The sequence below is a fragment of the Duganella radicis genome, from assembly GCF_009720825.1.
Classification (GTDB): Bacteria; Pseudomonadota; Gammaproteobacteria; order Burkholderiales; family Burkholderiaceae_D; genus Rugamonas; species Rugamonas radicis.
Genome location: NZ_WNKY01000001.1, coordinates 205,987 through 231,173 on the forward strand (window position 1 = coordinate 205,987; position 25,187 = coordinate 231,173).

At 62.3% G+C, this 25,187-nt stretch carries 21 protein-coding genes and 4 tRNA genes; 17 read left to right on the forward strand and 8 right to left on the reverse strand.

What is annotated here, in order from left to right:
• Positions 1-2: 2 nt before the first annotated feature.
• Complete coding sequence (locus tag GM676_RS00805; protein ID WP_155461481.1) at positions 3-2,564, reverse strand: putative bifunctional diguanylate cyclase/phosphodiesterase; 2,562 nt, start codon at positions 2,562-2,564, stop codon at positions 3-5.
• Between the two features lie 159 nt (positions 2,565-2,723).
• On the opposite strand from GM676_RS00805, the gene thrC reads away from it, so the two are divergent.
• From thrC to moaD, 3 genes are read left to right on the forward strand one after another with little or no spacing between them, the layout of a single operon-like run.
• Complete coding sequence (thrC, locus tag GM676_RS00810) at positions 2,724-4,202, forward strand: threonine synthase (protein ID WP_155461482.1); 1,479 nt, start codon at positions 2,724-2,726, stop codon at positions 4,200-4,202.
• On the forward strand, positions 4,202-5,419 hold the full coding sequence (locus GM676_RS00815; protein WP_155461483.1) for a molybdopterin molybdotransferase MoeA: 1,218 nt from the start codon (positions 4,202-4,204) through the stop codon (positions 5,417-5,419). Before thrC ends, GM676_RS00815 begins: the two co-directional genes overlap by 1 nt.
• On the forward strand, positions 5,419-5,673 hold the full coding sequence (gene moaD / locus GM676_RS00820) for a molybdopterin converting factor subunit 1 (RefSeq protein ID WP_155461484.1): 255 nt from the start codon (positions 5,419-5,421) through the stop codon (positions 5,671-5,673). Before GM676_RS00815 ends, moaD begins: the two co-directional genes overlap by 1 nt.
• A gap of 1 nt (position 5,674) precedes the next feature.
• On the opposite strand, the gene GM676_RS00825 is transcribed toward moaD, so the two are convergent.
• Entirely contained in the window at positions 5,675-5,920 is a 246-nt protein-coding gene (locus tag GM676_RS00825) for a hypothetical protein (protein WP_155461485.1), read from the reverse strand.
• A 31-nt stretch (positions 5,921-5,951) separates the two neighbouring features.
• Between GM676_RS00825 and GM676_RS00830 the strand changes: the two genes are divergently transcribed.
• Positions 5,952-7,208 carry a TIGR03862 family flavoprotein gene (locus tag GM676_RS00830; RefSeq protein ID WP_155461486.1) on the forward strand — a complete coding sequence of 419 codons (1,257 nt, stop codon included), beginning with the start codon at positions 5,952-5,954 and terminating at the stop codon, positions 7,206-7,208.
• Here the strand turns inward: GM676_RS00830 and GM676_RS00835 are convergent.
• The 4 genes from GM676_RS00835 to hpnD all read right to left on the reverse strand — a co-directional run bounded on the left by GM676_RS00835 (position 7,195) and on the right by hpnD (position 11,181).
• On the reverse strand, positions 7,195-7,989 hold the full coding sequence (locus GM676_RS00835; protein ID WP_229262471.1) for a head GIN domain-containing protein: 795 nt from the start codon (positions 7,987-7,989) through the stop codon (positions 7,195-7,197). The genes GM676_RS00830 and GM676_RS00835 overlap by 14 nt on opposite strands.
• 22 nt (positions 7,990-8,011) lie before the next feature.
• Positions 8,012-8,806 carry a DUF1700 domain-containing protein gene (locus GM676_RS00840; RefSeq protein WP_155461487.1) on the reverse strand — a complete coding sequence of 265 codons (795 nt, stop codon included), beginning with the start codon at positions 8,804-8,806 and terminating at the stop codon, positions 8,012-8,014.
• A 121-nt stretch (positions 8,807-8,927) separates the two neighbouring features.
• Positions 8,928-10,340, reverse strand: coding sequence for a hydroxysqualene dehydroxylase HpnE (gene hpnE, locus GM676_RS00845; protein WP_371866085.1), 1,413 nt, complete (start codon positions 10,338-10,340; stop codon positions 8,928-8,930).
• A 7-nt stretch (positions 10,341-10,347) separates the two neighbouring features.
• The gene (gene hpnD, locus GM676_RS00850; protein ID WP_155461488.1) at positions 10,348-11,181 is read right to left on the reverse strand and encodes a presqualene diphosphate synthase HpnD; all 834 of its coding nucleotides are present in this window, start codon (positions 11,179-11,181) and stop codon (positions 10,348-10,350) included.
• Between the two features lie 56 nt (positions 11,182-11,237).
• Between hpnD and GM676_RS00855 the strand changes: the two genes are divergently transcribed.
• Together GM676_RS00855 and GM676_RS00860 are read left to right on the forward strand one after the other, a co-directional pair.
• Positions 11,238-11,663, forward strand: coding sequence for a VOC family protein (locus GM676_RS00855; protein ID WP_155461489.1), 426 nt, complete (start codon positions 11,238-11,240; stop codon positions 11,661-11,663).
• A gap of 132 nt (positions 11,664-11,795) precedes the next feature.
• Entirely contained in the window at positions 11,796-12,116 is a 321-nt protein-coding gene (locus GM676_RS00860) for a hypothetical protein (RefSeq protein WP_155461490.1), read from the forward strand.
• Here GM676_RS00860 and GM676_RS00865 read toward each other — a convergent pair.
• On the reverse strand, positions 12,085-12,570 hold the full coding sequence (locus tag GM676_RS00865; RefSeq protein WP_155461491.1) for a hypothetical protein: 486 nt from the start codon (positions 12,568-12,570) through the stop codon (positions 12,085-12,087). The two genes, GM676_RS00860 and GM676_RS00865, sit on opposite strands and share 32 nt — an antisense overlap.
• 56 nt (positions 12,571-12,626) lie before the next feature.
• Complete coding sequence (hpnC, locus tag GM676_RS00870; RefSeq protein ID WP_155461492.1) at positions 12,627-13,469, reverse strand: squalene synthase HpnC; 843 nt, start codon at positions 13,467-13,469, stop codon at positions 12,627-12,629.
• Between the two features lie 177 nt (positions 13,470-13,646).
• Between hpnC and GM676_RS00875 the strand changes: the two genes are divergently transcribed.
• The 11 genes from GM676_RS00875 (at position 13,647) to GM676_RS00925 (ending at position 25,160) form a co-directional block, all read left to right on the forward strand.
• Complete coding sequence (locus tag GM676_RS00875; RefSeq protein WP_371866048.1) at positions 13,647-14,735, forward strand: efflux RND transporter periplasmic adaptor subunit; 1,089 nt, start codon at positions 13,647-13,649, stop codon at positions 14,733-14,735.
• On the forward strand, positions 14,732-17,818 hold the full coding sequence (locus GM676_RS00880; RefSeq protein WP_155461493.1) for an efflux RND transporter permease subunit: 3,087 nt from the start codon (positions 14,732-14,734) through the stop codon (positions 17,816-17,818). Before GM676_RS00875 ends, GM676_RS00880 begins: the two co-directional genes overlap by 4 nt.
• Positions 17,819-18,071: 253 nt before the next feature.
• Positions 18,072-18,158, forward strand: a tRNA-Leu gene (locus tag GM676_RS00885).
• Between the two features lie 34 nt (positions 18,159-18,192).
• Positions 18,193-19,533, forward strand: a complete 1,341-nt coding sequence (gene tig, locus GM676_RS00890; RefSeq protein ID WP_155461494.1) for a trigger factor — start codon at positions 18,193-18,195, stop codon at positions 19,531-19,533.
• A gap of 76 nt (positions 19,534-19,609) precedes the next feature.
• Positions 19,610-20,227: an ATP-dependent Clp endopeptidase proteolytic subunit ClpP gene (gene clpP, locus GM676_RS00895; protein WP_371866049.1), complete on the forward strand. Its 618-nt coding sequence runs from the start codon at positions 19,610-19,612 to the stop codon at positions 20,225-20,227.
• A 151-nt stretch (positions 20,228-20,378) separates the two neighbouring features.
• Positions 20,379-21,647 carry an ATP-dependent Clp protease ATP-binding subunit ClpX gene (gene clpX / locus GM676_RS00900; RefSeq protein ID WP_155461495.1) on the forward strand — a complete coding sequence of 423 codons (1,269 nt, stop codon included), beginning with the start codon at positions 20,379-20,381 and terminating at the stop codon, positions 21,645-21,647.
• A gap of 276 nt (positions 21,648-21,923) precedes the next feature.
• Positions 21,924-24,335, forward strand: coding sequence for an endopeptidase La (lon, locus tag GM676_RS00905; protein ID WP_155461496.1), 2,412 nt, complete (start codon positions 21,924-21,926; stop codon positions 24,333-24,335).
• A 184-nt stretch (positions 24,336-24,519) separates the two neighbouring features.
• Positions 24,520-24,792, forward strand: a complete 273-nt coding sequence (hbs, locus tag GM676_RS00910; protein ID WP_155461497.1) for a non-specific DNA-binding protein Hbs — start codon at positions 24,520-24,522, stop codon at positions 24,790-24,792.
• A gap of 49 nt (positions 24,793-24,841) precedes the next feature.
• Positions 24,842-24,917, forward strand: a tRNA-Val gene (locus GM676_RS00915).
• 58 nt (positions 24,918-24,975) lie between these two features.
• A tRNA-Asp gene (locus tag GM676_RS00920) sits at positions 24,976-25,052 on the forward strand.
• A gap of 31 nt (positions 25,053-25,083) precedes the next feature.
• Positions 25,084-25,160, forward strand: a tRNA-Asp gene (locus tag GM676_RS00925).
• The last annotated feature ends 27 nt before the right edge of the window (positions 25,161-25,187 follow it).

Here is a 25,187-nt window from a genome sequence, read left to right on the forward strand (position 1 = left end):
CGCTAGCCGAGCAAGCGTTCAAAGTCGGCCGGCGGCAGCGGCTTGCTGATGTGGTAGCCCTGTATCTCGTCGCAGTGCTGCTCGCGCAGGAATTCCAGCTGTTCCACCGTCTCCACGCCTTCCGCGATCGTCGTCAGTCCGAGGCTGCGCGCCATGTTGATGATGGCGCTGACGATGGCCTTGTCCTCGGTGTCGGTGCTGATGTCGCGCACAAAGGACTGGTCGATCTTCAGCTTGTAGACCTTGAATTTCTTCAGATGGCTGAGCGAGGAGAAGCCGGTGCCGAAATCGTCGATCGACATGCGGATGCCACGGTCGTGCAACTGGTTCATGGTGGCGATGGCGCCTGGCGGGTCTTGCACCGCCACGCCCTCGGTCAGCTCCAGTTCCAGGTACTCGGGCGGGAGGCCTTCCTCATACAGCACTTGCGCCACATGCGACGGCAGGTCGGCGGTGCGGAACTGGATGGCCGACAGGTTCACCGCCATCACCAGCGGCGGCAGGCCGGCATCGAGCCAGAGGCGCGCCTGGCGCACGGCCTGGCGCAGCACCCATTCGCCGATCGGAATAATCAAGCCGCTTTCCTCGGCCGCCGGAATGAATTCGGCCGGCGATACCGCTCCCAGTTCCGGCGTGGCCCAGCGCAGCAGCGCTTCGGCGCCGATGATGCGGCCGGTCTTCAGCGACACCTGCGGCTGGTACACCACGTGCATCTGGCCGCGCTCCAGCGCAAAGCGCAGCGCGTTCACCAGTTGCAGGTGGCGCGCGGCGCGTTGCTGCATGGCGGCGGTGAAGAAGCGGAAGTCATGGCGGCCGGCACGCTTGACCTGGTACATGGCGGCGTCGGCGCGCTGCAACAGGGTCTCGACGTCCACCCCGTCGTCCGGGTACATGGCGATGCCGATCGAGGCCGATACGCGCAGATCGTGCGCGCCGACGGTATAGGACTGGCCGGTCAGGTCCAGCAGCTTGCGGGCGATGTCGCTGGCCTCGCCGCTGTTGAGGTTACGCATGACGAAGATGAATTCGTCGCCGCCCAGGCGCGCCACCATGTCGCCGTCGCGCAGGCAACTGGTCAGGCGCAGCGCCAGCTCGGACAGCAGGGCATCGCCCACCGTGTGGCCCAGCGAATCGTTGATGTCCTTGAAGTGATCGAGATCGAGCATCATCAGCGCCAGCGGCGTGCGGCTGCTGCGCGCCTGTTCCAGCAGCAGGCGCGCGCGTTCGTGCAATTGCGAACGATTCGGCAATCCGGTCAGCACATCGTAGTGGGCCAGGTAGTGGACCCGCTGGTCGGCCTGTTGGCGCACCGCTTCGCGGTCGAAGTTCTTCAGCGCGAATTCGATATCCAGCGTCATTTCCAGCAGCAGCTCGCGCACCTCCTCGTCGAAGGCGTTGACGGCGCTGGAGTAGGGCGCGAAAAAGCCGATGATCTCGCCGTCGCGGCGCAGCGGAATCGCCGCGGACGAGGCCCAGCCATAGCGCGCGCCGTGGGCGTGCCAGTGCGCTGTCTCCGGCGCATGCTGGTAGTCCTGGCACCAGTGCGGCTCCCCGCTGCGGTAGGACAGGCCGATCGGTCCGCGTCCGGCTGGCGTGTTAACGTCCAGCGAGACTTCCAGTTCATCGAGGTATTCCACGCCGCCGCCAAACGAAGCGGCCACGCTGATGCGGCCATGTTCGCGGTCGATCAGGCCTATCCACGCCATCTGCATGCCGCCGTAGTTCACCACGTCGCGGCAGATGCGTTCAAACAGTTCGGTCTCGTCATGGCTGCGCACAATCGCCTGGTTGCACTGGCTGAGCGCCGAATACAGGCGGCCGACGCGCTGCGCGCGCGCCATCGCCTCGTTGCGTTCCTTGTCGAGCTGGCGCTTGGCGCGCCATACCTGTAGCACCAGCAGCAAGGCGCTGAGCATGAACGTGATACGCGCCATATTGGCGGCCAGCGCCGCGTGCTCCAGCTGCTGGCGCGTGCGGCGGTCGACATCGTCGTTGACTTCCCCGATGGGGCGCATGATGTCGGCCTTGGCGCGATGGTAGGCCGTATCGTGCAGCATGGCGGTGGCGCGCGTTGCATCCCCGGCATCGCGCAGGTCCATGGCGGCGATATCGACGCTGGCCAGCTTGTCGGATTCGTTCTTGGCGGCGGCCAGCAGCGCCAGCTCCTCCGGCTCCAGGTGGGCTTCGCGCAGCAGTTGCATCAATGGCACCGCCACGCCGTTGCCGCGCGGCCGATGGCCGTTCGCCTGCACCAGGTCCCAGTAGACGTTTTGGTAATTATCGGGACGCGGGGCGCGCCCTTCGCGGATGTCGACGATTTCCTGGTGATGCTTGCGGTATTGCGCATCGCCGGTAGCCACGTAGGTGCGCGCCATGCGGCTCAGGTCATCGGAGGACTGGCGCAGTTCCTCGACCAGATTATGCGAGGCATAGCGCAGCTCATTGGCATGATCGATGCGCTTTTCGGTCCATACATAGAACATGAACGCCACCGTCACCAGCAGCAGGGTGCCGGCGCAGACCCACAGGTAGCCGGCAAATTGAGAGGGTGAGGCAGACTTCATGATGTTGTACGACGAGAGCTGAGCTCGACAGTATATAGCAGCGCCGGGGGCGGGGGATGACCATAAAACAACGTGAATTTCACGGGAATCGGCGCGGGGCACTATAATAGCCGCTCGCCTTTGTACCGTCCTGCACCCAACTGGAATTTTTTCTCATTTATGCAATACGTGTCTACCCGCGCCGCTTCGTCGGCCGCCGCCTCGACTTCCCAACAATTTTCCGACATTCTGCTGGGCGGCCTTGCCGCTGACGGCGGCTTGTTCCTGCCGACCGCCTACCCGCAGGTGACCGGTGCGGAGCTGGACGCCTGGCGCCAGCTGTCCTACGCCGACCTGGCGTTCGAGATTCTGAAGAAGTTCGCGACCGATATTCCGGAAGCCGACCTGCGCGCGCTGACCGCCAAGACCTACACCAAGGAAGTGTACAAAAACGTCCGCAAGGGCGAAAAAGCCACCCAGATCACGCCGCTGCGCGTGCTGGAAGAGCGCGACGACGGCGCGAAACTGGTGCTGCAAGCGCTGTCCAACGGCCCGACGCTGGCCTTCAAGGACATGGCCATGCAGCTGCTGGGTAATCTGTTCGAATACGCGCTGGCCAGGCAGAACGCGGAACTGAACATCTTCGGCGCCACCTCCGGCGACACCGGCAGCGCCGCCGAATACGCCATGCGCGGCAAGAAGGGCATCCGCGTCTTCATGCTGTCGCCGCACAAGAAAATGAGCGCCTTCCAGACCGCGCAGATGTTCTCCTTGCAGGATCCGAACATCTTCAACATCGCCATCGAAGGCGTGTTCGATGATGCGCAGGACATGGTCAAGGCCGTGTCCAACGACCTCGAATTCAAGAGCAAGCAGAAGATCGGCACCGTCAATTCGATCAACTGGGCGCGCGTCGTGGCGCAGGTGGTGTACTACTTCCGCGGCTACCTGAGCGCCACCACGTCGAACGACCAGAAAGTGTCGTTCACCGTCCCGTCGGGTAACTTCGGCAACATCTGCGCCGGCCACATCGCCCGCATGATGGGCCTGCCGATCGACAAGCTGGTGGCCGCCACCAACGAAAACGACGTGCTGGATGAATTCTTCCGCACCGGCGTGTACCGCGTGCGCAAGTCGGCCGAGACCTATCACACCAGCAGCCCGTCGATGGACATCTCCAAGGCCTCCAACTTCGAGCGCTTCGTCTACGACCTGGTGGGCCGCGACAGCGACCGCACCCGCGCCCTGTTCCAGAAAGTGGACACCCACGGCGGCTTCGACCTGTCCGGCAAGCCTGGCAGCGATGGCGATGAGTTCAAGCTGGTGGCCAACTACGGCTTCAAGTCGGGCAAGTCGACCCACGACGACCGCGTCAACACCATCCGCGACGTGGCGGACGATTACGGCATCGTGATCGACACCCACACCGCCGACGGCATCAAGGTCGCCAAGGAAAACATGGAGCCCGGCGTGACCATGATCGTGCTGGAAACCGCGCTGGCGGCCAAGTTCAACGAAACCATCCTGGAAGCGCTGGGCGAAGACGCCGAGCGTCCGGAGGGCTTCGAGAACATTGAAGACCTGCCGCAGAAGTTTGTCGTCATGAAGCCGGATGTCGCGGCCATGAAGGCCTACATCGCTGCCAACACGGGCCTGTAATGAGCGAGCCGCGCAAGCCGATGCTGTCGGTCAGCGAAGCGCTGGCCTTCATGCTGGAAGCCGTGCGTCCGGTGGCGGACGCCGAGGTGATTTCAACGCTGGCGGCCAATGGCCGCGTGCTGGCGGCGGCCCAGGTCTCCGGCATGAACGTGCCGGGCGCCGACAACACGCAGATGGACGGCTACGCGGTGCGCGCGGCCGATTGTGTCAGCGGCGGCGCGGTGCTCAAGGTATCGCAACGCATCCCGGCCGGCCACGTCGGCCAGCCTTTGCAGCCAGGGACGGCGGCGCGCATCTTCACCGGCGCCATGATTCCGGAAGGCGCGGATGCGGTGGTCATGCAGGAACAGTGCGAGCTGAATGGCGACGTGGTCACCATCAGGCACGCGCCGAAGTCCGGCGAATGGATACGCCGCGCCGGTGAGGATATCACCGACGGCAGCGTGATCCTGCCGGCCGGCACGCGCCTGCGCAGCCAGGAGCTGGGGCTGGCCGCATCGGTCGGGCTGGCGGAACTGCCGGTCAAGCGCAAGCTGCGCGTGGCCGTGTTCTTCACCGGCGACGAACTGACCATGCCGGGCGAGCCGTTGGCGCCGGGCGCCATCTACAACTCGAACCGCTACACGTTGCGCGCGCTGCTGGAAAACCTCGGGTGCGAGATCAGCGATTTCGGCATCGTGCCGGATACGCTGGACGCCACCCGTTCGGTGCTGCGCGAATCGGCGCAGGGCCATGATCTGATCATCACTTCCGGTGGTGTGTCGGTCGGCGAGGAGGACCACATCAAGCCTGCGGTGGAAGCCGAGGGCAAGCTGAATATGTGGCAGATCGCCGTCAAGCCGGGCAAGCCGCTGGCGTTTGGCCAGGTGGGGCAGGCTTTCTTTGTTGGCCTGCCGGGCAATCCGGTGTCGAGCTTCGTCACCTTCCTGCTGTTTGTGCGGCCGTTCATCCTGCGCCTGCAAGGCGTGCAAGGCCCGGTGGCGCCGCGCGCCTACAGCATGCGCGCCGATTTCAGCTGGCCCAAGGCCGACAAGCGCAATGAATTCCTGCGCGCCCGCATCAACGACAACGGCGGCCTGGAACTGTTCCGCAACCAGAGCTCCGGCGTGCTGACCTCCACCGTCTGGGGCGATGGCGTGATCGACAACCCTCCGGGAACCGTGATCAACGCTGGTGACATGGTTCGGTTTATACCGTTTAACGAATTATTGTACTAATGGCGATTACCGTAAAATTTTTCGCCAGCGTGCGCGAGGCGGTGGGCGCTTCGTCGGAGTCGCTGGCCTTGCCGGCCGGCGTGACCACGGTGGGCGCGCTGCGCGACCATCTGGCTGCGCGCGGCGACAACTGGCGGCAGGCGCTGGGCCATCCGGCGCTGCGCATGGCGTACAATCAGGTGATGTGCGGCGCCGACACCGCGTTGGCCGATGGCGCCGAAGTGGCTTTCTTCCCGCCGGTGACGGGCGGCTGATTTACTTTTTCGCGTGCTTGTCCTGGTAGGCCCTGGCGATATTTTCGCAGGGCGCACAGGCCATCGCATTGCGGAAGCGGCGCCAGGCCACGTAGGTAAAGATGCCCGCCGCGATCAGCGCCCATGCCAGCGCGCTGAGGTAATCTTCCCTGGCGGTCGTGCCCTTGAACCATTCCACCGCGGCCAGGATCGCGAACAGCGGCACGGCCGCTTGCAGGTAGCGTTTAATCCAGAATATCGCGCCCATCGTATCTCCTTGTTTTGTTTATGGACCTCACATGCAGTCTAGTTTGACACCTTTTCGCGTCGCCGTCATCGGCGGCGGCCCCGCCGGTCTGATGGCGGCCGAAACGCTGGCGCAGGGCGGCGTACAGGTGGACCTGTATGACGCCATGGCCTCGGTCGGCCGCAAGTTCCTGCTGGCCGGCCGCAGCGGCATGAACATTACGCATGCCGAGGATTACGAGGACTTCGTCGGCCGCTACGGCGCCGGCGCGCAGCCGCTGCGTCCCATGCTGGACGCCTTCGGCCCGCAGGCGGTGCGCGACTGGGTGCACGGACTGGGGCTGGAGACTTTTGTCGGCACCTCGGGCCGCGTGTTCCCGACCGATATGAAGGCCGCGCCGCTGCTGCGGGCGTGGGTACACCGCTTGCGCGAGAGCGGCGTGCAGTTCCACATGCGCCATCGCTGGCTGGGATGGCAGGAGCAGGGCGGCGCGCTGCGATTCAGCGCGCCCGGCGACGATGGCGCGCCTGTTGAGCGTCTGGCCCACGCCGACGCGCTGATTCTGGCGCTGGGTGGCGCGAGCTGGGCGCGCCTGGGCTCGGACGGCGCGTGGCTGCCGTTGCTGGCCGCGCGTGGCGTCGAGGTGGCGCCGCTGGCGCCGGCCAATTGCGGCTTCGATGTCAACTGGAGCGCGCATTTCAGCGGCCGCCACGCCGGCGAACCCTTGATGACAGTGGCCGTGATCGCGCGCGATGCGCAGGGCGCGGAGATGCGCAAGCAGGGCCAGTTCGTGGTGACGCAGGGCGGCATCGAGGGCAGCCTGATTTACGCGCTGTCGGCCGCGCTGCGCGGCCAGATCGCGGCCGAAGGCCACACCACCATCTGGCTGGACCTGATGCCCGACTGGACGCAAGGGCGTGTGAACGACGAAGTGATGCGCCCGCGCGGTGCGCGCTCCCTGTCCAGCCATCTGCAAAGCCGTCTTGGCATCAAGGGCGTGAAGGCCGGCCTGCTGCGCGAGTGCCTGAGCAAGGAACAATTCAGCGACGAGGCGCGACTGGCACAAGCCATCAAGCGCCTGCCGCTGCGGCTGGAGCGCACGCGTCCCATCGATGAAGCGATCAGCAGCGCCGGCGGCGTGAAGTGGGAAGCTCTGGACGGTACGATGTTGAAACACGCGCCAGGCGTGTTCGTGGCGGGTGAAATGGTCGACTGGGAAGCGCCGACCGGCGGCTACTTGCTGACGGCCTGCTTTGCGGGCGGCGTGGCCGCTGCCCGCGACGTGCTGGCCTGGCTCACTCCCAGGTAACCTCGCCGGAGCCGGTGCGCTGCACATTGCGCTGGTCCGGATTGCCCAGCACGCGGATATCGCCGCTGCCGCGCAGCGTCAGGTCGGCCGACTGCTTGGCGAAGACATGGCTGGTGCCCGAGCCTTTCAGGTTGACGGTCACCTTGTCCGACGCCAGGTGGCGCGCATTCAGATCGCCGGAGCCGGTCAACTCGGCGTTCAACGTCTTGCAGCTGCCGGAGGCGCTGATCTGGCCCGAGCCCACCATCTCCAGCTCCACATTCTCGCTGCTGCCGGCGTTGATGTTCATATTGCCGCTGCCATGCGCGCCGGCGGTCAGCTCGCGATAGCGGCCGACAAAATTCACATTGCCCGAGCCGTGCAGCTGCAATTCCAGACGCTCGCCGTTAAAGCCGGACACCTTGGTATCGCCGCTGCTGTGCACCGTCAGCTCTTCCAGCGACGGCAGCACCAGCTCCACCTGCAAGCGATGGCGCGGATTGAGCAGCATGCCCTTGGTGCCGATGTGCAGGTCGCGGCCATCCTGGATGGTTTCGATATTGGCCAGCGAACGCTGTTCGCCGCGCACCTTGAGCGAGGCGGTCTGGCCTTGCGTCAGTATCAGGTCGATCGGGCCATTCAGCTCCACCACCGTGGCCATGGCGTCGATCTTGCGGCTCTCCGTCCCGAGCGAGCGGCCGGCCACGCTGGTCGGGCTGCTGCTGCCGTAAGCCTTCAGCATGCTGTAGGTGACGCCGATCAGCACAAACGCCAGCACCAGCAGGCCTGCTCCAATTTTCATCAATGCGCGCATCATGGTTTCCTCAACGTCCGCGCAGCAGCGAGGCATTCATCGCCGCATAACGCTTCAAGCCTATCACGGTGTAGCGGGTCAGCACGATGCTGATCAGGCACAGGCCGATGCCGCCCAAAATCAGCCCGAGGCCGATCAGCGATTGCGTGGTGCGCGCGCCGCTGTCGAAATCGGTGGTGATGTGGACATCGCCGGCCGCCACGGCCTCGGCACGGTTCAGCAGCTTGCCGCTGCGGCTCAGGCCTTCGTCATCGGATGGCGGCGATTCGACATCGTCCTTGTTGACCTGCACGCCCATGCTGTTGATCGAGACGCGCCAGCCCTGGGCATCCTCTTCCTCTTCACGGGTGTCGAAATGGGTGTTGGTGAACTCCATCAGGTGGTGCAGCGGGCCTTCCAGCGCCAGTTCGTTCTGGCCCGACAGGCCGCTGGCGGTCAGCGCCACGCCGCCGATGTAGAAGGCAAAAGCCGAGATGTAGACCGCGCCCAGCAGGCTGGCGTAGACCATGGCCGGAATCACCATGAACAGGTTGAACACCGCCAGCCCGATCAGGGACACCAGCATGCGCGCCAGATTGACCGGGGTTTTCTTCTGCTCGAAGGCGCTCAGGTGGGCGTTGGCGCGCAGCGTCATGGCGACCTTGCGCGGCTCGTCGAGCTCCTTGTAGACCTCGGCGTCGCTCTGGCCCGCCACCAGGCCGTCGATGTAGCGCTGTTCGTAGTAGGCCAGGGTCTTGGCCACCGTTTCCGGTGGCAGACCCTGCATGGCCTGCTTGAGCGCGTCGAGGTATTCCTGCTTAGTCATGATATCAAATCCACAATGTTGCGTGCTTTTTGCCGATGGTGCAACTGTACGCAGCTCGCCGTCCAGACGCCACCGGCATGTGACAGGATGCGCAAAACGCGGAACAGGCGACCAAATTCGGCTACTGGACGGCGTCTCCTTGCAGCAAGCGGGCGGCGGCCACGCCGCTGCGGACCGCCGATTCCAGCGTGGCCGGGTAGTCGCCGGCGGTGTAGTCGCCGGCCAGCGCCAGTCCCGGCAGGCCGGTGGCGTTGGCCGGGCGCGCCAGGCCGGGCGCGCTGGCGTAGGTGGCGCGTTTCTCGGTGATAACCTTGAACCAGGCCGGACGGCCCAGTTCCGGGCGCTGGAATGCCACCGCCAGCTGGACCGCCACCGCTTCGGCCAGCAATTCCTGCGGCTGGGCGGCGGCCGGACCGGAGGCGCTGATCACCACCGCCAGCAGACCGGCCTGGCTGGCGTCCAGCTGGCCGCGGTCGAACACGAACTGGCCGTACTGGTGGCTGTCCAAGTCGTCCAGCAGGGCGTGGAATGGCAGTTCCAGCCGGGTGGCGGCGTCGTATTGCAGGTAGACGGTGGTGATGGCTTCCGGCTCGAAGGCGGTCAGCTGGCCGCACAGGGCGGAGGTGTCGGCATCCGGGATGTCGTGCAGCAGGGCGGCGGCCTGGCTGGCGCCGGTGGCCAGCACCACACCGCTGAAATACGTGCTCCAGGTGCCGCCGACCGCCGCGCCGCTGATGTCCAGCTGCCACAGGCGGCCTTCGATCGAGCGCAGGCCGTTGACCTTGGCGCCGCTGCGCACCGTGCCGCCGTGTTCCGTCACGTAGCGGGCGGCGGCTTCGGGGAACAGGGCGCTCAGGTCGACGCGCGGCAGCAGCATGTCGGAGGCGCGGCGCCTGGCGCCCAGGCTGTCGCGCAGCACGTTGAGGAAGATCCGGGCCGAGGCGCGCTCTGGCGGCGTGTTCAGCGCGGCCAGGCATAGCGGGCGCCACATCAGCTGGATCAGGCGCGGCGTCTGGTCGAAGCGCTCCAGCAGCTCGCTGACGCTGCAATCGGTGTTGAGTTGCCAGCCCATCCAGCGCGCGGTGGTCGAGAAGCGCGCCAGGCTGAGCTTGTCTTCGCGCCGCAATCCCTTGGCGCGCAGCAGGGCGGCGGCCAGATGCAGGGGCGCCGGCAGCGGCAGCGCGGGCGCCGCGAAGTCCATGCCGCCGGTGTTGGGCGGATAGCGCATTTGCAGCGGCAGCGTCAGCAGGGCTTGCTGGTGATCGATGCCGGCCAGCTTGATCAGGCGCAGGGTTTCGCTGTAGGCGCCCAGCAGGATGTGCTGGCCGTTGTCGAGCTGCTTGCGGTCGGTGTCGACGCGGCGGGCGCGGCCACCCAGGGTGCGGGCCGCTTCCAGCAGGGTGACTTTGTAGCCGGCGCGCGCCAGCTCGACGGCGGCCGCGCACCCGGCCCAGCCGGCGCCGACGACGGCGATCGAGCGCGCCACCAGGCCGGTATCCGCCTGGCCGCGCTTGTCGGCCGGGGTGCCGGCGATGTGCGGGTCAGCCACGGATGTAGGTCTTCCAGGCCAGCCAGAGTTTCCGGATCGGCGTCAGCGAGATGCGATGTTCCAGCACGTGGTAACCATCGGCTTCCACTTCGGTCAGCAGGGTGCGGTAGATGGCGGCCATCATCAGACCGGGGCGCTGGGCGCGCCGGTCTTCTTTCGGCAGCAGGGCGAAGGCCTCGTCATAGGCCTGTTGCGCGCGGGCGATCTGGAACGCCATCAGCTTTTCGAACTTGTCGCTGTGTTTGGCGTTCAGGATCTCGGCGGCGGTGACGTTGAACTGTTGCAGCTCGTTGATCGGCAGGTAGATACGGCCTTTGCGCGCATCTTCGCCGACGTCGCGGATGATGTTGGTCAGCTGGAAGGCGTGGCCCAGCTTTTCCGCGAATTGCAGGGTTTGCGGGTTGGTCACGCCAAAGATGCTGGCCGACAGGATGCCGACCACGCTGGCCACATGCCAGCAGTATTTGCTCAGCGCCGCGTAATCGAGGTAGCGGGTCTGGTTGAGGTCCATCTCCATGCCGTCGATGATGGCTTGCAGATGTTCCTCTTTCAGGTTGTAGGGCTGGAGGTGCGGTTGCAGCGCCAGTGTGACCGGGTGGGTCTGCTGGCCGGCGTACATGTTGCTGATTTCCTTGCGCCACCAGGCCAGCTTGATGCGGGCGATGGATTCATCGGTGCACTCGTCGACGGTGTCGTCCACTTCGCGGCAGAACGCGTACAGGGCGGTGATGGCGCGGCGACGCTCCGGCGGCAGGAACAGGAAGCTGTAGTAAAAACTGGAGCCGCTTTGTGCGGTCTTTTGCTGGCAGTAGTCGTCGGGAGACATGAATAAAAAAGCAAGGACTGTTCGAAGCCGCTATTCTATAGGAATGAGTTGACTAAATGGCGGAGGTGTTCGTGATTTGTATTCGGGAAATCGATCATATTGTGCTGCGGGTGACGGATCTGGCGCGCATGCTGGACTTTTACTGCGGCGCGCTGGGCTGTCCGATCGAGAAGCGGCAGGACGAGATCGGGCTGGTGCAGCTGCGCGCCGGCAGTTCGCTGATCGACCTGGTGCCGCTGGATGGCAAGCTGGGCCGCATGGGCGGCGCGGCGCCTGGCGCGGAGGGGCGTAACATGGATCATTTCTGCCTGCGGGTGGAACCTTTCGATGCGGACGCCATCCGGGCGCATCTGGCGACGCATGGCGTGGAAGCGGGGGCGGTGGAGTCGCGCTACGGGGCGGAAGGCGAGGGGCCGTCAATCTATGTGACTGATCCGGAAGGCAATGTGGTGGAGCTAAAAGGACCGCCTGATGCAACGTAGCGTGATTTAAGGATACAATGTGTTACCTTTTCGGGAGAACGCATACGTATGAAGTCGCAGATTGTTGCAGCCTTGACCATTATTCCAGTGCTCGCTGGATGTGAGGGCTCGTCTGCGGAAGATACGGCGCCCATGAAAACGGCCACGTATTACACCCAGCATCTGGATGAGGCCAAGGCGGTCGCCAGCCGTTGCAAGCTGCTCGACGAGCAGAAGCAGCGCACCCTGAATACCGGCGAGTATCAGGAATGGCAGATTTCCAACGAGGGCGTGAATTGTCAGACGGCGCTGTCGGTGTCGGAAGCGGCCTCGCTGCGCGAGTTCGTGCTGAAACAATCCAAGCCACAAGCTCCGGCCGCCGCGCCGAAAGCCGCGCCCCCGTCCTCCTCGGTGCCGACGCCGCAAGAGCGCGAGCAGAAAATCATTTCCGCCCAGACGCTCGCTCCTGTTTGAGGGCTTTGACGTCGGCGCTGATTTCATTTAGCCGGGCCTCATGCGCCGCGAGCATCTCATCGAGTTTCCGGATCGTTTCGTCCAGCTTTTGATTGGTTTGATCGACCCTCTGAATGGTTTGGTCGAGCCGCTGATTGGTTTGGTCCAGCCTCTGATTGACTTCGCTCCGCCATTGCCCCGCGTCCTTGCCCGACTCGAACGAGGCGGTCATATTATTGAGCAGCGTCGCATTGAAGCCCGCCACGCCGAATACGACTGCGAGGCCGGTGCTGACGATGGTGAGAATGATGGTTTTCTTCAAATCCGCCATGTCCGCTTTGATCTGACGTAATTCGAGGTCAAAGTTGTCCATGCGCGCAATCAGCACGTCCAATTTGCCTATCAGGGCCGCAAAACTGGTATCGGTGCGGGCTTCGCTCGCCACGATTTTTGCGTCCACCTCTTCTCGGGTCATGTCTTCAGCCATCTTGCGAGTATATGACTCGCATCTGCGGCGTCAATTAAGGGAAATCAAGCGGCGCGGAGTGCGGTTCGCAGGTGTTTTTTCATGCGCACGGCCGACCAGAAAATGCCCAGCCAGTCGCGCTTGCTCAGCTTGGGGCGATGCAGGAACACGTCGTACTCTGCCGCCTCGATGGCGTCCAGGATGCGCAGGCCGCCTTGCACCACCATGCGCAACTCGAAGCCGATGCGGCCCGGCAGGCGCAAGGCCAGCGGCGCGCCGCTCAGCATCAGCTTGCGCGCGCGATCCACTTCAAACCGCATCAGCGAACGCCAGCGCGGCCGCGCGCTCGCGTGATCCAGCGCCGCCGGCGAAATCGCGTAGCGGTTCAGATCTTCCAGCGGAATGTAGATACGCTCCTTGTGCAGGTCGATCGCCACGTCTTGCAGGAAATTGATCAACTGGAGCGCCGTGCAGATGGCGTCCGAGTCGCGCACGTTCTGTTCGTCTGCTGCGCCGTACAGGTGCAGCATCATGAAGCCGACCGGGTTGGCCGAGCGGGCGCAGTAGTCCAGCAACGCGTCAAAGGTCTGGTAGCGCGATACCACCACGTCTTGCTTGAAGGCCGACAGCAGCTCATACAGCGGCTTGAGCGGCATCTGGTACTCCCGCACCACCTGCGCCAGCCGCTCGAACATGGGCTGGTGATCGGTCGCGCCTTGCTCGATGCGCGCCAGCGCCGCCTCGTAAGCATTCAGCGCCGCCAGCCGCTCTTCCGGCCCGGCATCGCCCTCGTCAGCCAGGTCGTCGGCGCTGCGGGCGAAGGCGTAAATGGCCTCCACCGCCGGACGCAGGCGTTTGGGCAGCAAAATCGAGGCGACAGGGAAGTTTTCGTAGTGATCGACCGGCATAAACGGGAAGGCGGCAGTTGCCGGGCATGATTTGGTTTCCAGCGCGTAATGGTAGTGCTATCTTGAAATGAGAGCAAGTATTCGTGCTTGAAATTAATGACGCTCAGGTCATTTGCAAAGAGCATTGTTCAGCTTATAATGAATAAATAACCTTTCAGTCATTAAAAGGAAGCTGTCGTGACTACTCTCAAAAATGTGCTGGTCGCCGCCTCGGCGCTGGTCCTGCTGGGCGCCTGTTCCAAACCGGCGGAGAAAACCGAAGATATCCGCCCGGTGCGCGCCATTTCGCTGGTCAGCAGCGACGTGGATGTCAATGCCGAGTTTTCCGGCGAAGTGAAGGCGCGGGTGGAATCCCGTTTGGGCTTCCGGGTCGGCGGCAAGATTGTCAGCCGCAAGGTGGACGTCGGCACGCTGGTCAGGAAGGGCCAGGTGCTGATGCAGCTTGATCCGCAAGACCTGCAACTGTCGCAGGCCCAGGCGCTGGCCAACCTGCGCGCCGCCGAAACCAACCGCGACCTGGCCAAGGCCGAGCTCCAGCGCTATCAGGAACTGCGCAGCAAGAGCTTCGTCAGCCAGGCGGTGCTGGATGCCAAGGAGTCGACCTACAAATCGGCGCAGGCCAATGTCGACGCCTCGCAGGCGGCCTGGCGCGGCCAGTCCAATCAGGCCGGCTACGCCGCACTGCTGTCGGACGTGGACGGCGTGGTGACGGCGGTGAATGCCGAAATCGGCCAGGTGGTGGCGGCCGGCACGCCGGTGGTCAATGTCGCCAAGTCGGGCGAGAAGGAGATCGTGATCGGCATTCCGGAAGACAAGGTCGAGACCCTGCGCCGCGTGCCGGATGTGCAAGTGCGCCTGTGGGCCGATCCGAAGAACGCCGTGCCCGGCAAGATCCGTGAAATTTCGCCGGTGGCCGACCCGTCCACCCGCACCTACACGGTCAAGGTGTCGATTCCCGATTCGCTGGCCGAGGCCAAGCTGGGGATGACGGCGGTGGTGCAGTTCGCTTCCAAGACGCCGGTGCCGCAGATCAAGGTGCCGCTGACCGCGTTGTTCTATGAAAAATCCGCCACCTCGGTGTGGGTGGTGGAAAACGGCGCCGTCAAGCTGGTGCCGGTGACCATCGGCGGCGTGGCCGGCAACGATATCGTGCTGTCCAGCGGCGTGAAGCCGGGCCAGACCGTGGTGACGGCCGGCGTCAACCTGCTGAAGCCGGGTCAGAAGGTCAAGATCCTGGGTAACGACTTGCCGAAGGCCGCCAAATGAAGGAAGGATTCAACCTCTCTCGCTGGGCGCTGGAGCATATCCCGCTGACCCGTTACCTGATCGCGGTGCTGCTGATCGGCGGCGCGCTCAGCTATTCCAACCTCGGCCAGGATGAAGATCCGCCGTTCACTTTCCGCGCCATGGTGGTGCGGGCCAACTGGCCGGGCGCGACCTCGCTGCAAATGGCCGAGCAGGTTACCGACAAGCTGGAGAAGAAGCTCCAGGAAACGCCGGACATCGACGAAATCTCCAGTTATTCCAAGCCGGGCGAGACCACCATCATCCTCAAGCTGCGCGAATCGGCGCCGCCCAAGGAAGTGGCGCAGTCCTGGTATCAGGTACGCAAGAAGATCGGCGATATCCGCGGCACGCTGCCGTCCGGCGTGCAGGGGCCGTTCTTCAACGACGAGTTCGGCGATACCTACGGCTCCATCTTTGCCCTGTCCGGCGACGGCTTCACCTATGCCGAGATGAAGGATTACGCCGATTTCGTGCGCCAGCAATTGCTGGCCGTGCCGCTGGTGTCCAAGGTCGAGCTGTTTGGCGTGCAGGACGAGAAGATCAATATCGAGTTCTCGCACAAGAAATTCGCCCAACTGGGCATTCCGTTCGAGGCCATCGTCAACCAGATCGCCACCCAGAACACGGTGGAGGCCACCGGCGTGCTGGTGACGCCGACCGATAACCTGCAAGTGCGGGTGACCGGCGCGCTGAAAACGGTGAAAGACCTTGAAGACCTGGAGCTGCGCGCCAACGGCACCACTTTCCGCCTGGGCGACTTCGCCACCATCAAGCGCGAGTATCAAGACCCGCCGGGCAACAAGATGCGTTTCAACGGCAAGGAAGTGATCGGCCTTGGCGTGTCGATGGAGAAGGGCGGCAACATCATCCAGCTTGGCAAGCACATGGAGAAAACCGTGCGCGAGATGAAGGCCAAGCTGCCGGTCGGCATCGAGCTGGAGCGTGTGTCCGACCAGCCGGAGGCGGTGAAAGCCTCGGTGGGCGAGTTCGTCCACACGCTGATCGAGGCGGTGCTGATTGTGCTGGCCGTGAGCTTCGTCGCGCTGGGCCTGCACAGCAAGCCCAAGCTGCGGCTGGACGTGCGTCCCGGCCTGGTGGTGGCGCTGAGTATTCCGCTGGTGCTGTCGGTGACCTTCCTGTTCATGCGCATGCTGGACATCGACCTGCACAAGATTTCGTTGGGCGCACTGATCATCGCGCTGGGCCTGCTGGTGGACGACGCCATCATCGCGGTGGAAATGATGGTGCGCAAAATGGAAGAGGGCATGTCGCGCTTCGACGCCGCCACCTTCGCCTACAAATCGACCGCCATCCCGATGCTGACCGGCACCCTGATCACGGTGGCGGGCTTCCTGCCGATCGGCCTGGCCAAGTCGGCGGCGGGCGAGTACACCTTCTCGCTGTTCTCGGTGAACGCGCTGGCGCTGGTGATTTCGTGGGTGGTGGCAGTGACCTTCACGCCTTACCTTGGTTACGTGCTGCTCAAGGTGAAGCCGCACGCGGACGGCGGCAGCGAACACGATCTGTTCGACACGCCGGGCTTCCGCAAGTTCCGCGCGCTGGTCAACTGGTGCGTGGAGTACCGCTGGATTACGATCGGCGCCACGCTGGCCGTGTTCGCGCTGGGCGTGTATGGTTTCAAGTTCATCGAGAAGCAGTTCTTCCCGGACTCCAGTCGCCCCGAGCTGATGGTGGAGATGTGGACGCCGGAAGGCACCACCTTCGCCGCCAACGAGGCGCAGGTGAAGAAGTTTGAGGCCTTCATCCGCAAGCAGGACGGCGTGGTCAGCGTGACCAGTTATGTGGGCACCGGTTCGCCGCGTTTCTACCTGCCGTTGGACCAGATTTTCCCGCAGACGAACGTGTCGCAAATCGTGGTGCTGCCGAAGGATCTGCACGCCCGCGCCGCGCTGCGCGAGAAGATCGTGAACGTCTTCAAGCATGACTTCCCGGAGGTGCGCGGCCGCGTCAAGCTGCTGCCGAACGGGCCGCCGGTGCCGTATCCGGTGCAGTTCCGCGTCACCGGCACGGAGGTGGACAAGGTGCGCGCGATTGCCGATCAGGTGAAGGACATCATGCGCGCCAATCCGAACACCATCGGCGTCAACGACAACTGGAATGAGTCGATCAAGGTGCTGCGCCTCGATCTGGACCAGGACAAGATGCGCGCGCTGGGCGTGACTTCGCAAACGGTGATGCGCGCGGCCAACACTATCCTGTCCGGCACGGCCATCGGCCAGTTCCGCGAAGGCATCAAGCTGATCGACATCCAGATCCGCCAGCCTATCGAGGAGCGCAACACCATCGCCGTGCTGAACGACACCAATATCCCGACCGCCAGTGGCAAGTCGGTGCCGATCAGCCAACTGGCGCGCGCGCACTTCGTGTGGGAGCCGGGCGTGGTGTGGCGGGAAGGGCGCGACTGGGCGATCACCGTGCAGTCGGACGTGGCCGACAACATCCAGGGCCCGACCGTGTCCGGCCAGATCGAGCCGCAACTGAAGGCGCTGCGCGATGCGCTGCCGGCTGGCTACGCCATCACGGTGAAAGGCGCGGCCTCGGACAGTGGCGCGGCGGAAGCCTCGATCGCGGCCAACCTGCCGCTGGCGATCTTCCTGATCTTCACGCTGCTGATGCTGCAACTGCACAGTTTCTCGCGTTCGCTGCTGGTATTCCTGACCGGTCCGCTGGGCGTGGCGGGGGCGGCGATGGCGCTGCTGGTGCTGGGACGTCCGCTGGGCTTCGTCGCCAACCTGGGCATCATCGCGCTGTTCGGCATGATCATCCGTAACTCGGTGATCCTGGTCGACCAGATCGAGCAGGACATCAAAGCGGGCCATGATGCCTGGACCGCCATCGTCGAATCCGCGGTACGCCGCTGCCGTCCGATCATCCTGACGGCCGCCGCCGCCGCGCTGGCGATGATCCCCTTGTCGCGCTCCGTGTTCTGGGGCCCGATGGCGGTGGCCATCATGGGCGGCCTGATACTGGCGACGGCGTTGACTTTGCTGTTCTTGCCGGCGCTGTATGCGGCTTGGTTCAGGGTGAAGCGGCCTGGCTGACGCGAGAAAGGCGCCGCTGCCTTCGGCTGCTCGAAGGGCTGGTTTGAGCGAGATCAATGCTCCTGAAAATGGCGTTTTTAGCCCTGAAAACGATAAAAAAACGCGGAATGTTGGCGACATAGTAAAAATCGTCACCATTCCGCGAAAAAACCGTTAGAATGCCGTGTTGAAGTTGAAAGCTCCCGCTATGAGGCGGGAAGAGGGCGACCCTTTTTCACTTACAGGTCGCCCTTTGCTTTTGTGCAAACAAGCCGCGAGGATGGCGAAATTGGTAGACGCACCAGGTTTAGGTCCTGACGCCAGCAATGGTGTGGGGGTTCGAGTCCCCCTCCTCGCACCAACTGTATTTTTTATTTTTTGGACGATTTTTTAACATGGCAACTGCAGTCGAAACCTTGGGCAAACTCGAACGTCGTATCACGATCTCCTTCCCGCTGACCGAAGTCCGCGCTGAAGTTGAGAAGCGCCTGAAAGTGCAAGCCAAAACGGCTAAGGCACCAGGCTTCCGTCCGGGCAAAGTTCCTCTGAAAATGGTCGCAGCACAATACGGTTATCAAATCGAAACCGAAGTGCTGAATGATAAAGTTGGCCGCGCTTTCAACGACGCCGCAAACGAAAACCAGCTGCGCGTAGCTGGCTACCCGAACATCGAACCGAAGCAAGAATCGCCTGCCGGCGTGCTGACCTTCGACGCGACCTTCGAAGTCTATCCGGAAGTCGAAATCGGCGACCTGACCACCGTGGAAATCGAAACCGTCAAAGCCGAAGTCAGCGACGCTGAAATCGACAAGACCATCGAAATCCTGCGCAAGCAGCGCGTGCACTTCCACACCAAGGGCGAAGCCGGTGAACACGGCGACGGCGGCGAAGCCATCGCCGCCAACGGCGACCGCGTGACCGTGGACTTCGTCGGCTCGATCGACGGCGTGGAATTCCCAGGCGGTAAAGCCGAAGACTACCCGTTCGTGCTGGGCGAAGGCCGCATGCTGCCAGAATTCGAAGCCGCCACCGTCGGCCTGAAAGTGGGCGAGTCCAAGACCTTCCCGCTGGCCTTCCCGGAGGACTACCATGGCAAGGACGTGGCCGGCAAAACCGCCTCGTTCACCATCACCCTGAAAAAGCTGGAATGGGCGCACCTGCCGGAAGTGGACGCCGAGTTCGCCAAATCGCTGGGCGTGGCCGATGGCGACGTTGCCAAAATGCGCGAAGACATCAAAGTCAACCTGGAGCGTGAAGTCGCCGGCCGCGTGAAGGCACGCAACAAAGAAGCCGTGATGGAAACCCTGGTGAAAACCGCCACCCTGGAAGTGCCGAAATCGCTGATCGCCCAGGACACCGAGCGTCTGGCCGAAATGACCCGCCAGGACATGGCGCAGCGCGGCATGAACGTCAAGGACGTGCCGTTCCCACCAGAACTGTTCGCGGAAAAAGCCGAGCGTCGCGTACGCCTGGGCCTGATCCTGTCGCAGCTGGTTGGCGAGAACAACCTGCAAGCCCAGCCTGAGCAAGTCAAAGCCCAGATCGAAGACTTCGCACAAAGCTACGAAGACCCGCGCGAAGTGCTGAAGTACTACTACAGCGATCGTCGTCGCCTGGCCGAAGTCGAAGCCCTTGTATTGGAAGAAAACGTCGTCAACTACGTCCTGGGCCTGTCGAAGACTTCGTCCAAGGTAATCGCCTTTGACGAACTGATGGGAAGCAACGCACAAGCGTAATTCAGTTTGGGCCGGATGATGTAAGATAAACCTTCCGGCCCCTAAAGCTGCTTCACAAGGAAATAGAATGACTGGTATGAACCGAAATCCGGCGTTGGACACCGAAATGCTCGGCCTGGTGCCGATGGTGGTGGAACAAAGCGGTCGCGGCGAGCGCTCTTACGACATCTACTCGCGCCTGCTCAAGGAACGTATTATCTTCATGGTCGGTCCGGTCAACGACCAGATGGCCAATCTGGTGGTCGCCCAGCTGCTGTTCTTGGAAAGCGAAAATCCAGACAAGGACATCTCGCTGTACATCAACTCCCCAGGCGGCTCAGTGTCGGCCGGTCTGGCGATCTACGACACCATGCAGTTCATCAAGCCTGACGTGTCGACCCTGTGCACCGGCATCGCCGCCTCGATGGGCGCGTTCCTGCTGGCTGCCGGCGCCAAGGGCAAGCGCTTCTCGCTGCCGAACTCGCGCATCATGATTCACCAGCCTTCCGGCGGCTCGCAGGGCATGGCCTCGGACATCGAGATCCAGGCCAAGGAAATCCTGTACCTGCGTCACCGCCTGAACTCGATCATGGCGGAGCGCAGCGGCCAAACCGTTGAACAGATCGCCAAAGACACCGATCGTGACCGTTTCATGTCGGCGGAAGAAGCGGTAGAGTACGGTTTGATCGACAAAATGTTGACCAACCGGGCTTGATGCATCCTTTGCAGCATTGCTAGAAAAAACGCTCGGGCGATTAATCGTTCGGGCGTTTCGTTTTTATTTCGGGTAGCATGTGCATGTAGGCCGAGTTTCCCGGCCGCATTGCACTGTATCACTTGCTTCCTGTAACCAAAGAAAACTGCCCATGTCAGACAAAAAATCCTCCAGCGGCGAAAAACTTCTGTACTGCTCGTTCTGCGGCAAAAGCCAGCACGAGGTGAAGAAACTCATCGCCGGTCCGTCCGTGTTCATCTGCGACGAGTGCATCGACCTGTGCAATGACATCATCCGCGATGAAACCTCGGCCATCGAGTCGGTCACGGGCGCCAAGTCGGACCTGCCGACGCCGCAAGAAATCAAGGACTTGCTGGACCAGTACGTGATCGGCCAGCAAACCGCCAAGCGCATCCTGTCGGTGGCGGTGTACAACCATTACAAGCGCCTCAAGCACCTGGGCAAGAAGGACGACGTCGAACTGGCCAAGTCCAATATCCTGCTGGTCGGCCCTACCGGCTCCGGCAAGACCCTGCTGGCCCAGACCCTGGCGCGCATGCTGAACGTGCCGTTCGTGATCGCCGACGCCACCACCCTGACCGAAGCCGGCTACGTGGGCGAGGACGTCGAGAACATCATTCAGAAGCTGTTGCAAAGCTGCAACTACGATGTCGACAAGGCACAACGCGGCATCGTCTACATCGATGAGATCGACAAGATCTCGCGCAAGTCGGACAACCCGTCCATCACCCGCGACGTGTCGGGCGAGGGCGTGCAGCAGGCGTTGCTGAAGCTGATCGAAGGCACCATGGCCTCGGTGCCGCCACAAGGCGGCCGCAAGCATCCTAACCAGGACTTCGTGCAGATCGACACCACCAACATCATGTTCATCTGTGGTGGCGCGTTTGACGGCCTGGCCAAGGTGATCGAGAACCGTTCGGAGAAATCCGGCATCGGTTTCGGCGCCTCGGTGAAGAGCAAGTCCGAGCGCAACGTCAGCGAGGTGCTGATGGAAGCGGAGCCGGAAGATCTGATCAAGTTCGGCCTGATCCCTGAGCTGGTGGGCCGTCTGCCGGTGGTGGCCACGCTGTCGGAGCTGACCGAGGAAGCCCTGATCCAGATCCTGGTCGAGCCGAAGAACGCCCTGATCAAGCAGTACTCCAAGCTGCTGGAGATGGAAGGCGCGGAACTGGAAATCCGCCCGGCGGCATTGCACGCGATCGCCAAGAAAGCGCTGGCGCGCAAGACCGGCGCCCGCGGCCTGCGTTCCATCCTGGAGCACGCGCTGCTCGATACCATGTATGAATTGCCGAATGAAACCAATGTCACCAAAGTGGTTATTGATGAGAATACCATCACCAGTGGCGCCAAACCTTTGTTGATTTATCAGGAGCAGGCCAAAGCCTCCGGTGAGAATTAAATAACTTGTGCACACTTGCCCCGCTCAGCAGCAAAATTCATTTCGCATCCGTGGGGCAAGGCGGTACAATCAAAACCAATAAAAGAATTCAGGCTTCATTCGGAAAGCCACACGTGACCCCGGTCGCGCGTGGCTTTTTTATTTAGCCCGGCTTTTAGAGTGGACTGCTTCTTTGGAAAACATTCTTTAATATGAGGAATTATTTCTTGCAGGTCGGTCTTGTGATTTGGCAAAACAGCGCCCACATCATAATCACGCTTTCACATAAGGTACGCCATGACAACTTCCAAATTAACTGAGCAAACTCAACTGCCGTTATTGCCGCTGCGGGACGTCGTCGTATTTCCGCATATGGTGATACCGCTGTTCGTAGGGCGCCCAAAATCGATCAAGGCGCTGGAAGCCGCTATGGAGCAGGGCAAGAGCATCATGCTTGCCGCGCAAAAAGCCGCTGCCAAGGACGAACCTTCTGCTTCCGATATCTATGAGATCGGCTGCGTGGCCAATATTCTGCAAATGCTGAAACTGCCGGACGGCACCGTGAAGGTGCTGGTCGAAGGCGCTCAGCGCGCGCGCATCAATAAAATCACCGATACGCCGACGCACTTCGTGGCCGATCTGACGCCGCTCGAATCCGAGCTGGGCGACGATTCGGAAATCGAAGCCATGCGCCGCGCCATCGTTCAGCAGTTCGACCAGTACGTTAAGCTGAACAAAAAGATTCCACCGGAGATCCTGGCTTCGCTGTCGGGCATCGACGATGCGGGCCGTCTGGCCGACACGGTGGCGGCGCACCTGCCGCTCAAGCTGGAACAGAAACAGGTCATCCTGGAGATCTTCTCGGTCGCCAAGCGCTTGGAGCACCTGCTGGGCCAGCTCGAAGGCGAGCTCGACATCCTGCAAGTGGAGAAGCGCATCCGTGGCCGTGTCAAGCGCCAGATGGAGAAGTCGCAGCGCGAGTACTACCTGAACGAACAGGTCAAGGCCATCCAGAAGGAACTGGGCGAGGGCGAAGACGGCGCCGACCTGGACGAGCTGGAGAAAAAGGTCGCCATGGCCAAGATGCCGAAAGAGGCGCTGGACAAGGCAACCGCCGAGCTGAAAAAACTGAAGCTGATGTCGCCGATGTCGGCCGAAGCCACCGTGGTGCGCAATTACATCGACACCCTGGTCAGCCTGCCATGGAAGAAAAAATCCAAGGTCAACAACGACCTGTCCAACGCTGAAAAAGTGCTGGAAGGCGACCACTATGGCCTGGAAAAAGTCAAAGAGCGCATCCTGGAATACCTCGCGGTGCAACAGCGCGTCGACAAGCTGAAGGCGCCTATCCTGTGCTTCGTCGGTCCTCCGGGCGTGGGTAAAACCTCGCTGGGCCAGTCGATCGCCCGCGCCACCAACCGCAAGTTCGTGCGCATGGCGCTGGGTGGCGTGCGCGACGAGGCCGAGATTCGCGGCCACCGCCGTACCTATATCGGCTCGATGCCGGGCAAGGTGCTGCAATCGCTGGCCAAGGTCGGCGTGCGCAACCCGCTGTTCCTGCTCGACGAGATCGACAAGATGGGCGCGGACTTCCGCGGCGATCCATCGTCGGCCTTGCTGGAGGTGCTGGACCCTGAACAGAACCACACCTTCTCCGACCACTACATCGAGGTCGACTTCGACCTGTCGGATGTGATGTTCGTGGCGACCTCGAACTCGTACAACATCCCGCCGGCGCTGCTGGACCGGATGGAAGTGATCCGCCTGTCGGGTTACACCGAGGACGAGAAGACCAGCATCGCCCAGCGCTACCTGCTGCCGAAGCAGATCAAGAACAACGGCCTGAAAGAGGACGAGATCTCGGTCAGCGAAGCGACCGTGCGCGACATCGTGCGTTACTACACCCGCGAAGCCGGTGTGCGTTCGCTGGAACGCGAAGTGTCGAAAATCTGCCGCAAGGTAGTGAAGATGCTGCTGTTGAAGAAGTCGGACAAGAAAGTGACCGTCACGCCGAAAAACCTGGACAAGTTCCTGGGCGTGCGCCGCTACGACTTCGGCGTGGCCGAGAAGGAAAACCAGATCGGCCAGGTGGTCGGCTTGGCGTGGACCGAGGTGGGCGGCGATCTGCTGACCATCGAGGCGGTGCAGATGCCGGGCAAGGGCGGCGTGATCCGCACCGGCACCCTGGGCGACGTGATGAAAGAGTCGATCGAGGCAGCCCGCACCGTGGTGCGTAGCCGCGCGCAGCGACTCGGCATCAAGAACGAAGTGTTTGAGAAGAGCGACATCCACATTCACGTGCCGGAAGGCGCGACGCCGAAGGACGGCCCGTCCGCCGGCGCCGCCATGACGGTGGCGATGGTGTCGGTGTTCACCGGCATCCCGGTGCGCGCCGATGTGGCGATGACCGGCGAGATCACGCTGCGCGGCGAAGTGCTGCCGATCGGCGGCTTGAAGGAAAAACTGCTGGCGGCCCAGCGCGGTGGCATCAAGACCGTGCTGATCCCTGAGCAGAACGTCAAGGATCTGGCCGACATTCCGGACAATGTCAAAAACAAGCTGGAAATCGTGCCAGTGCGTTGGATCGACAAAGTGCTGGAAATCGCGCTGGAACGCCAGCCGGAAGCGCTGACGGAAACCGCCCCGGTGGAAGCCGTGGCGGCCGCGGCGACCAAGGCCGATGGCCAGGGTGACGTAGTAAAACACTAAGTTTTTATCTGTAATAACTTTAAAACAGGCGCTTATATAGCGCCTGTTTTGTTATTTTTACTTATTTTTCTATTGTGCAGCCTTGACACCAAGGTGGGCTGGCTTGTTTAATACGGCCTGAAATTTTTCTGTTTCCGTGTTTTAAGCGGAAACAACGATATAACCTTTGTGACGGGGAATTGCTTTGAATAAGACTGAATTGATCGACCATATCGCCACCACCGCTGATATTTCGAAAGCGGCTGCTGCTCGCGCGCTGGACGCTGTCATCGACGGCGTGACCACCAGCTTGCAGAAAAACGACAGCGTCACCCTGGTCGGCTTTGGCACCTTCTCCGTGAGCGAGCGCGCTGCCCGTACCGGCCGCAACCCGCGCACCAAAGAAGAGATCGTTATCGACGCAGCGAAAGTCCCTAAATTTAAAGCTGGCAAAGCTTTGAAAGATGCTGTAAACTAACGGACTTCGGTGAGCGGCGGCGGTAACAACGTTGCTCACTCAGGCAAATGGGCGGTTAGCTCAGTTGGTAGAGCGGAGCCCTTACAAGGCTTAGGTCGGGAGTTCGAGCCTCTCACCGCCCACCAAAAAACATTTGCCAGAAATTAAGTTTTAATGTAGTATGTAGCACCTTGATATTCAGCTGGAGCGGTAGTTCAGTTGGTTAGAATACCGGCCTGTCACGCCGGGGGTCGCGGGTTCGAGCCCCGTCCGCTCCGCCAACGAATATTCAAGATAGGCAGTACCCAACTAGGAGCGGTAGTTCAGTTGGTTAGAATACCGGCCTGTCACGCCGGGGGTCGCGGGTTCGAGCCCCGTCCGCTCCGCCAGAATATAAAAAGCCTGTAGCTGCATAA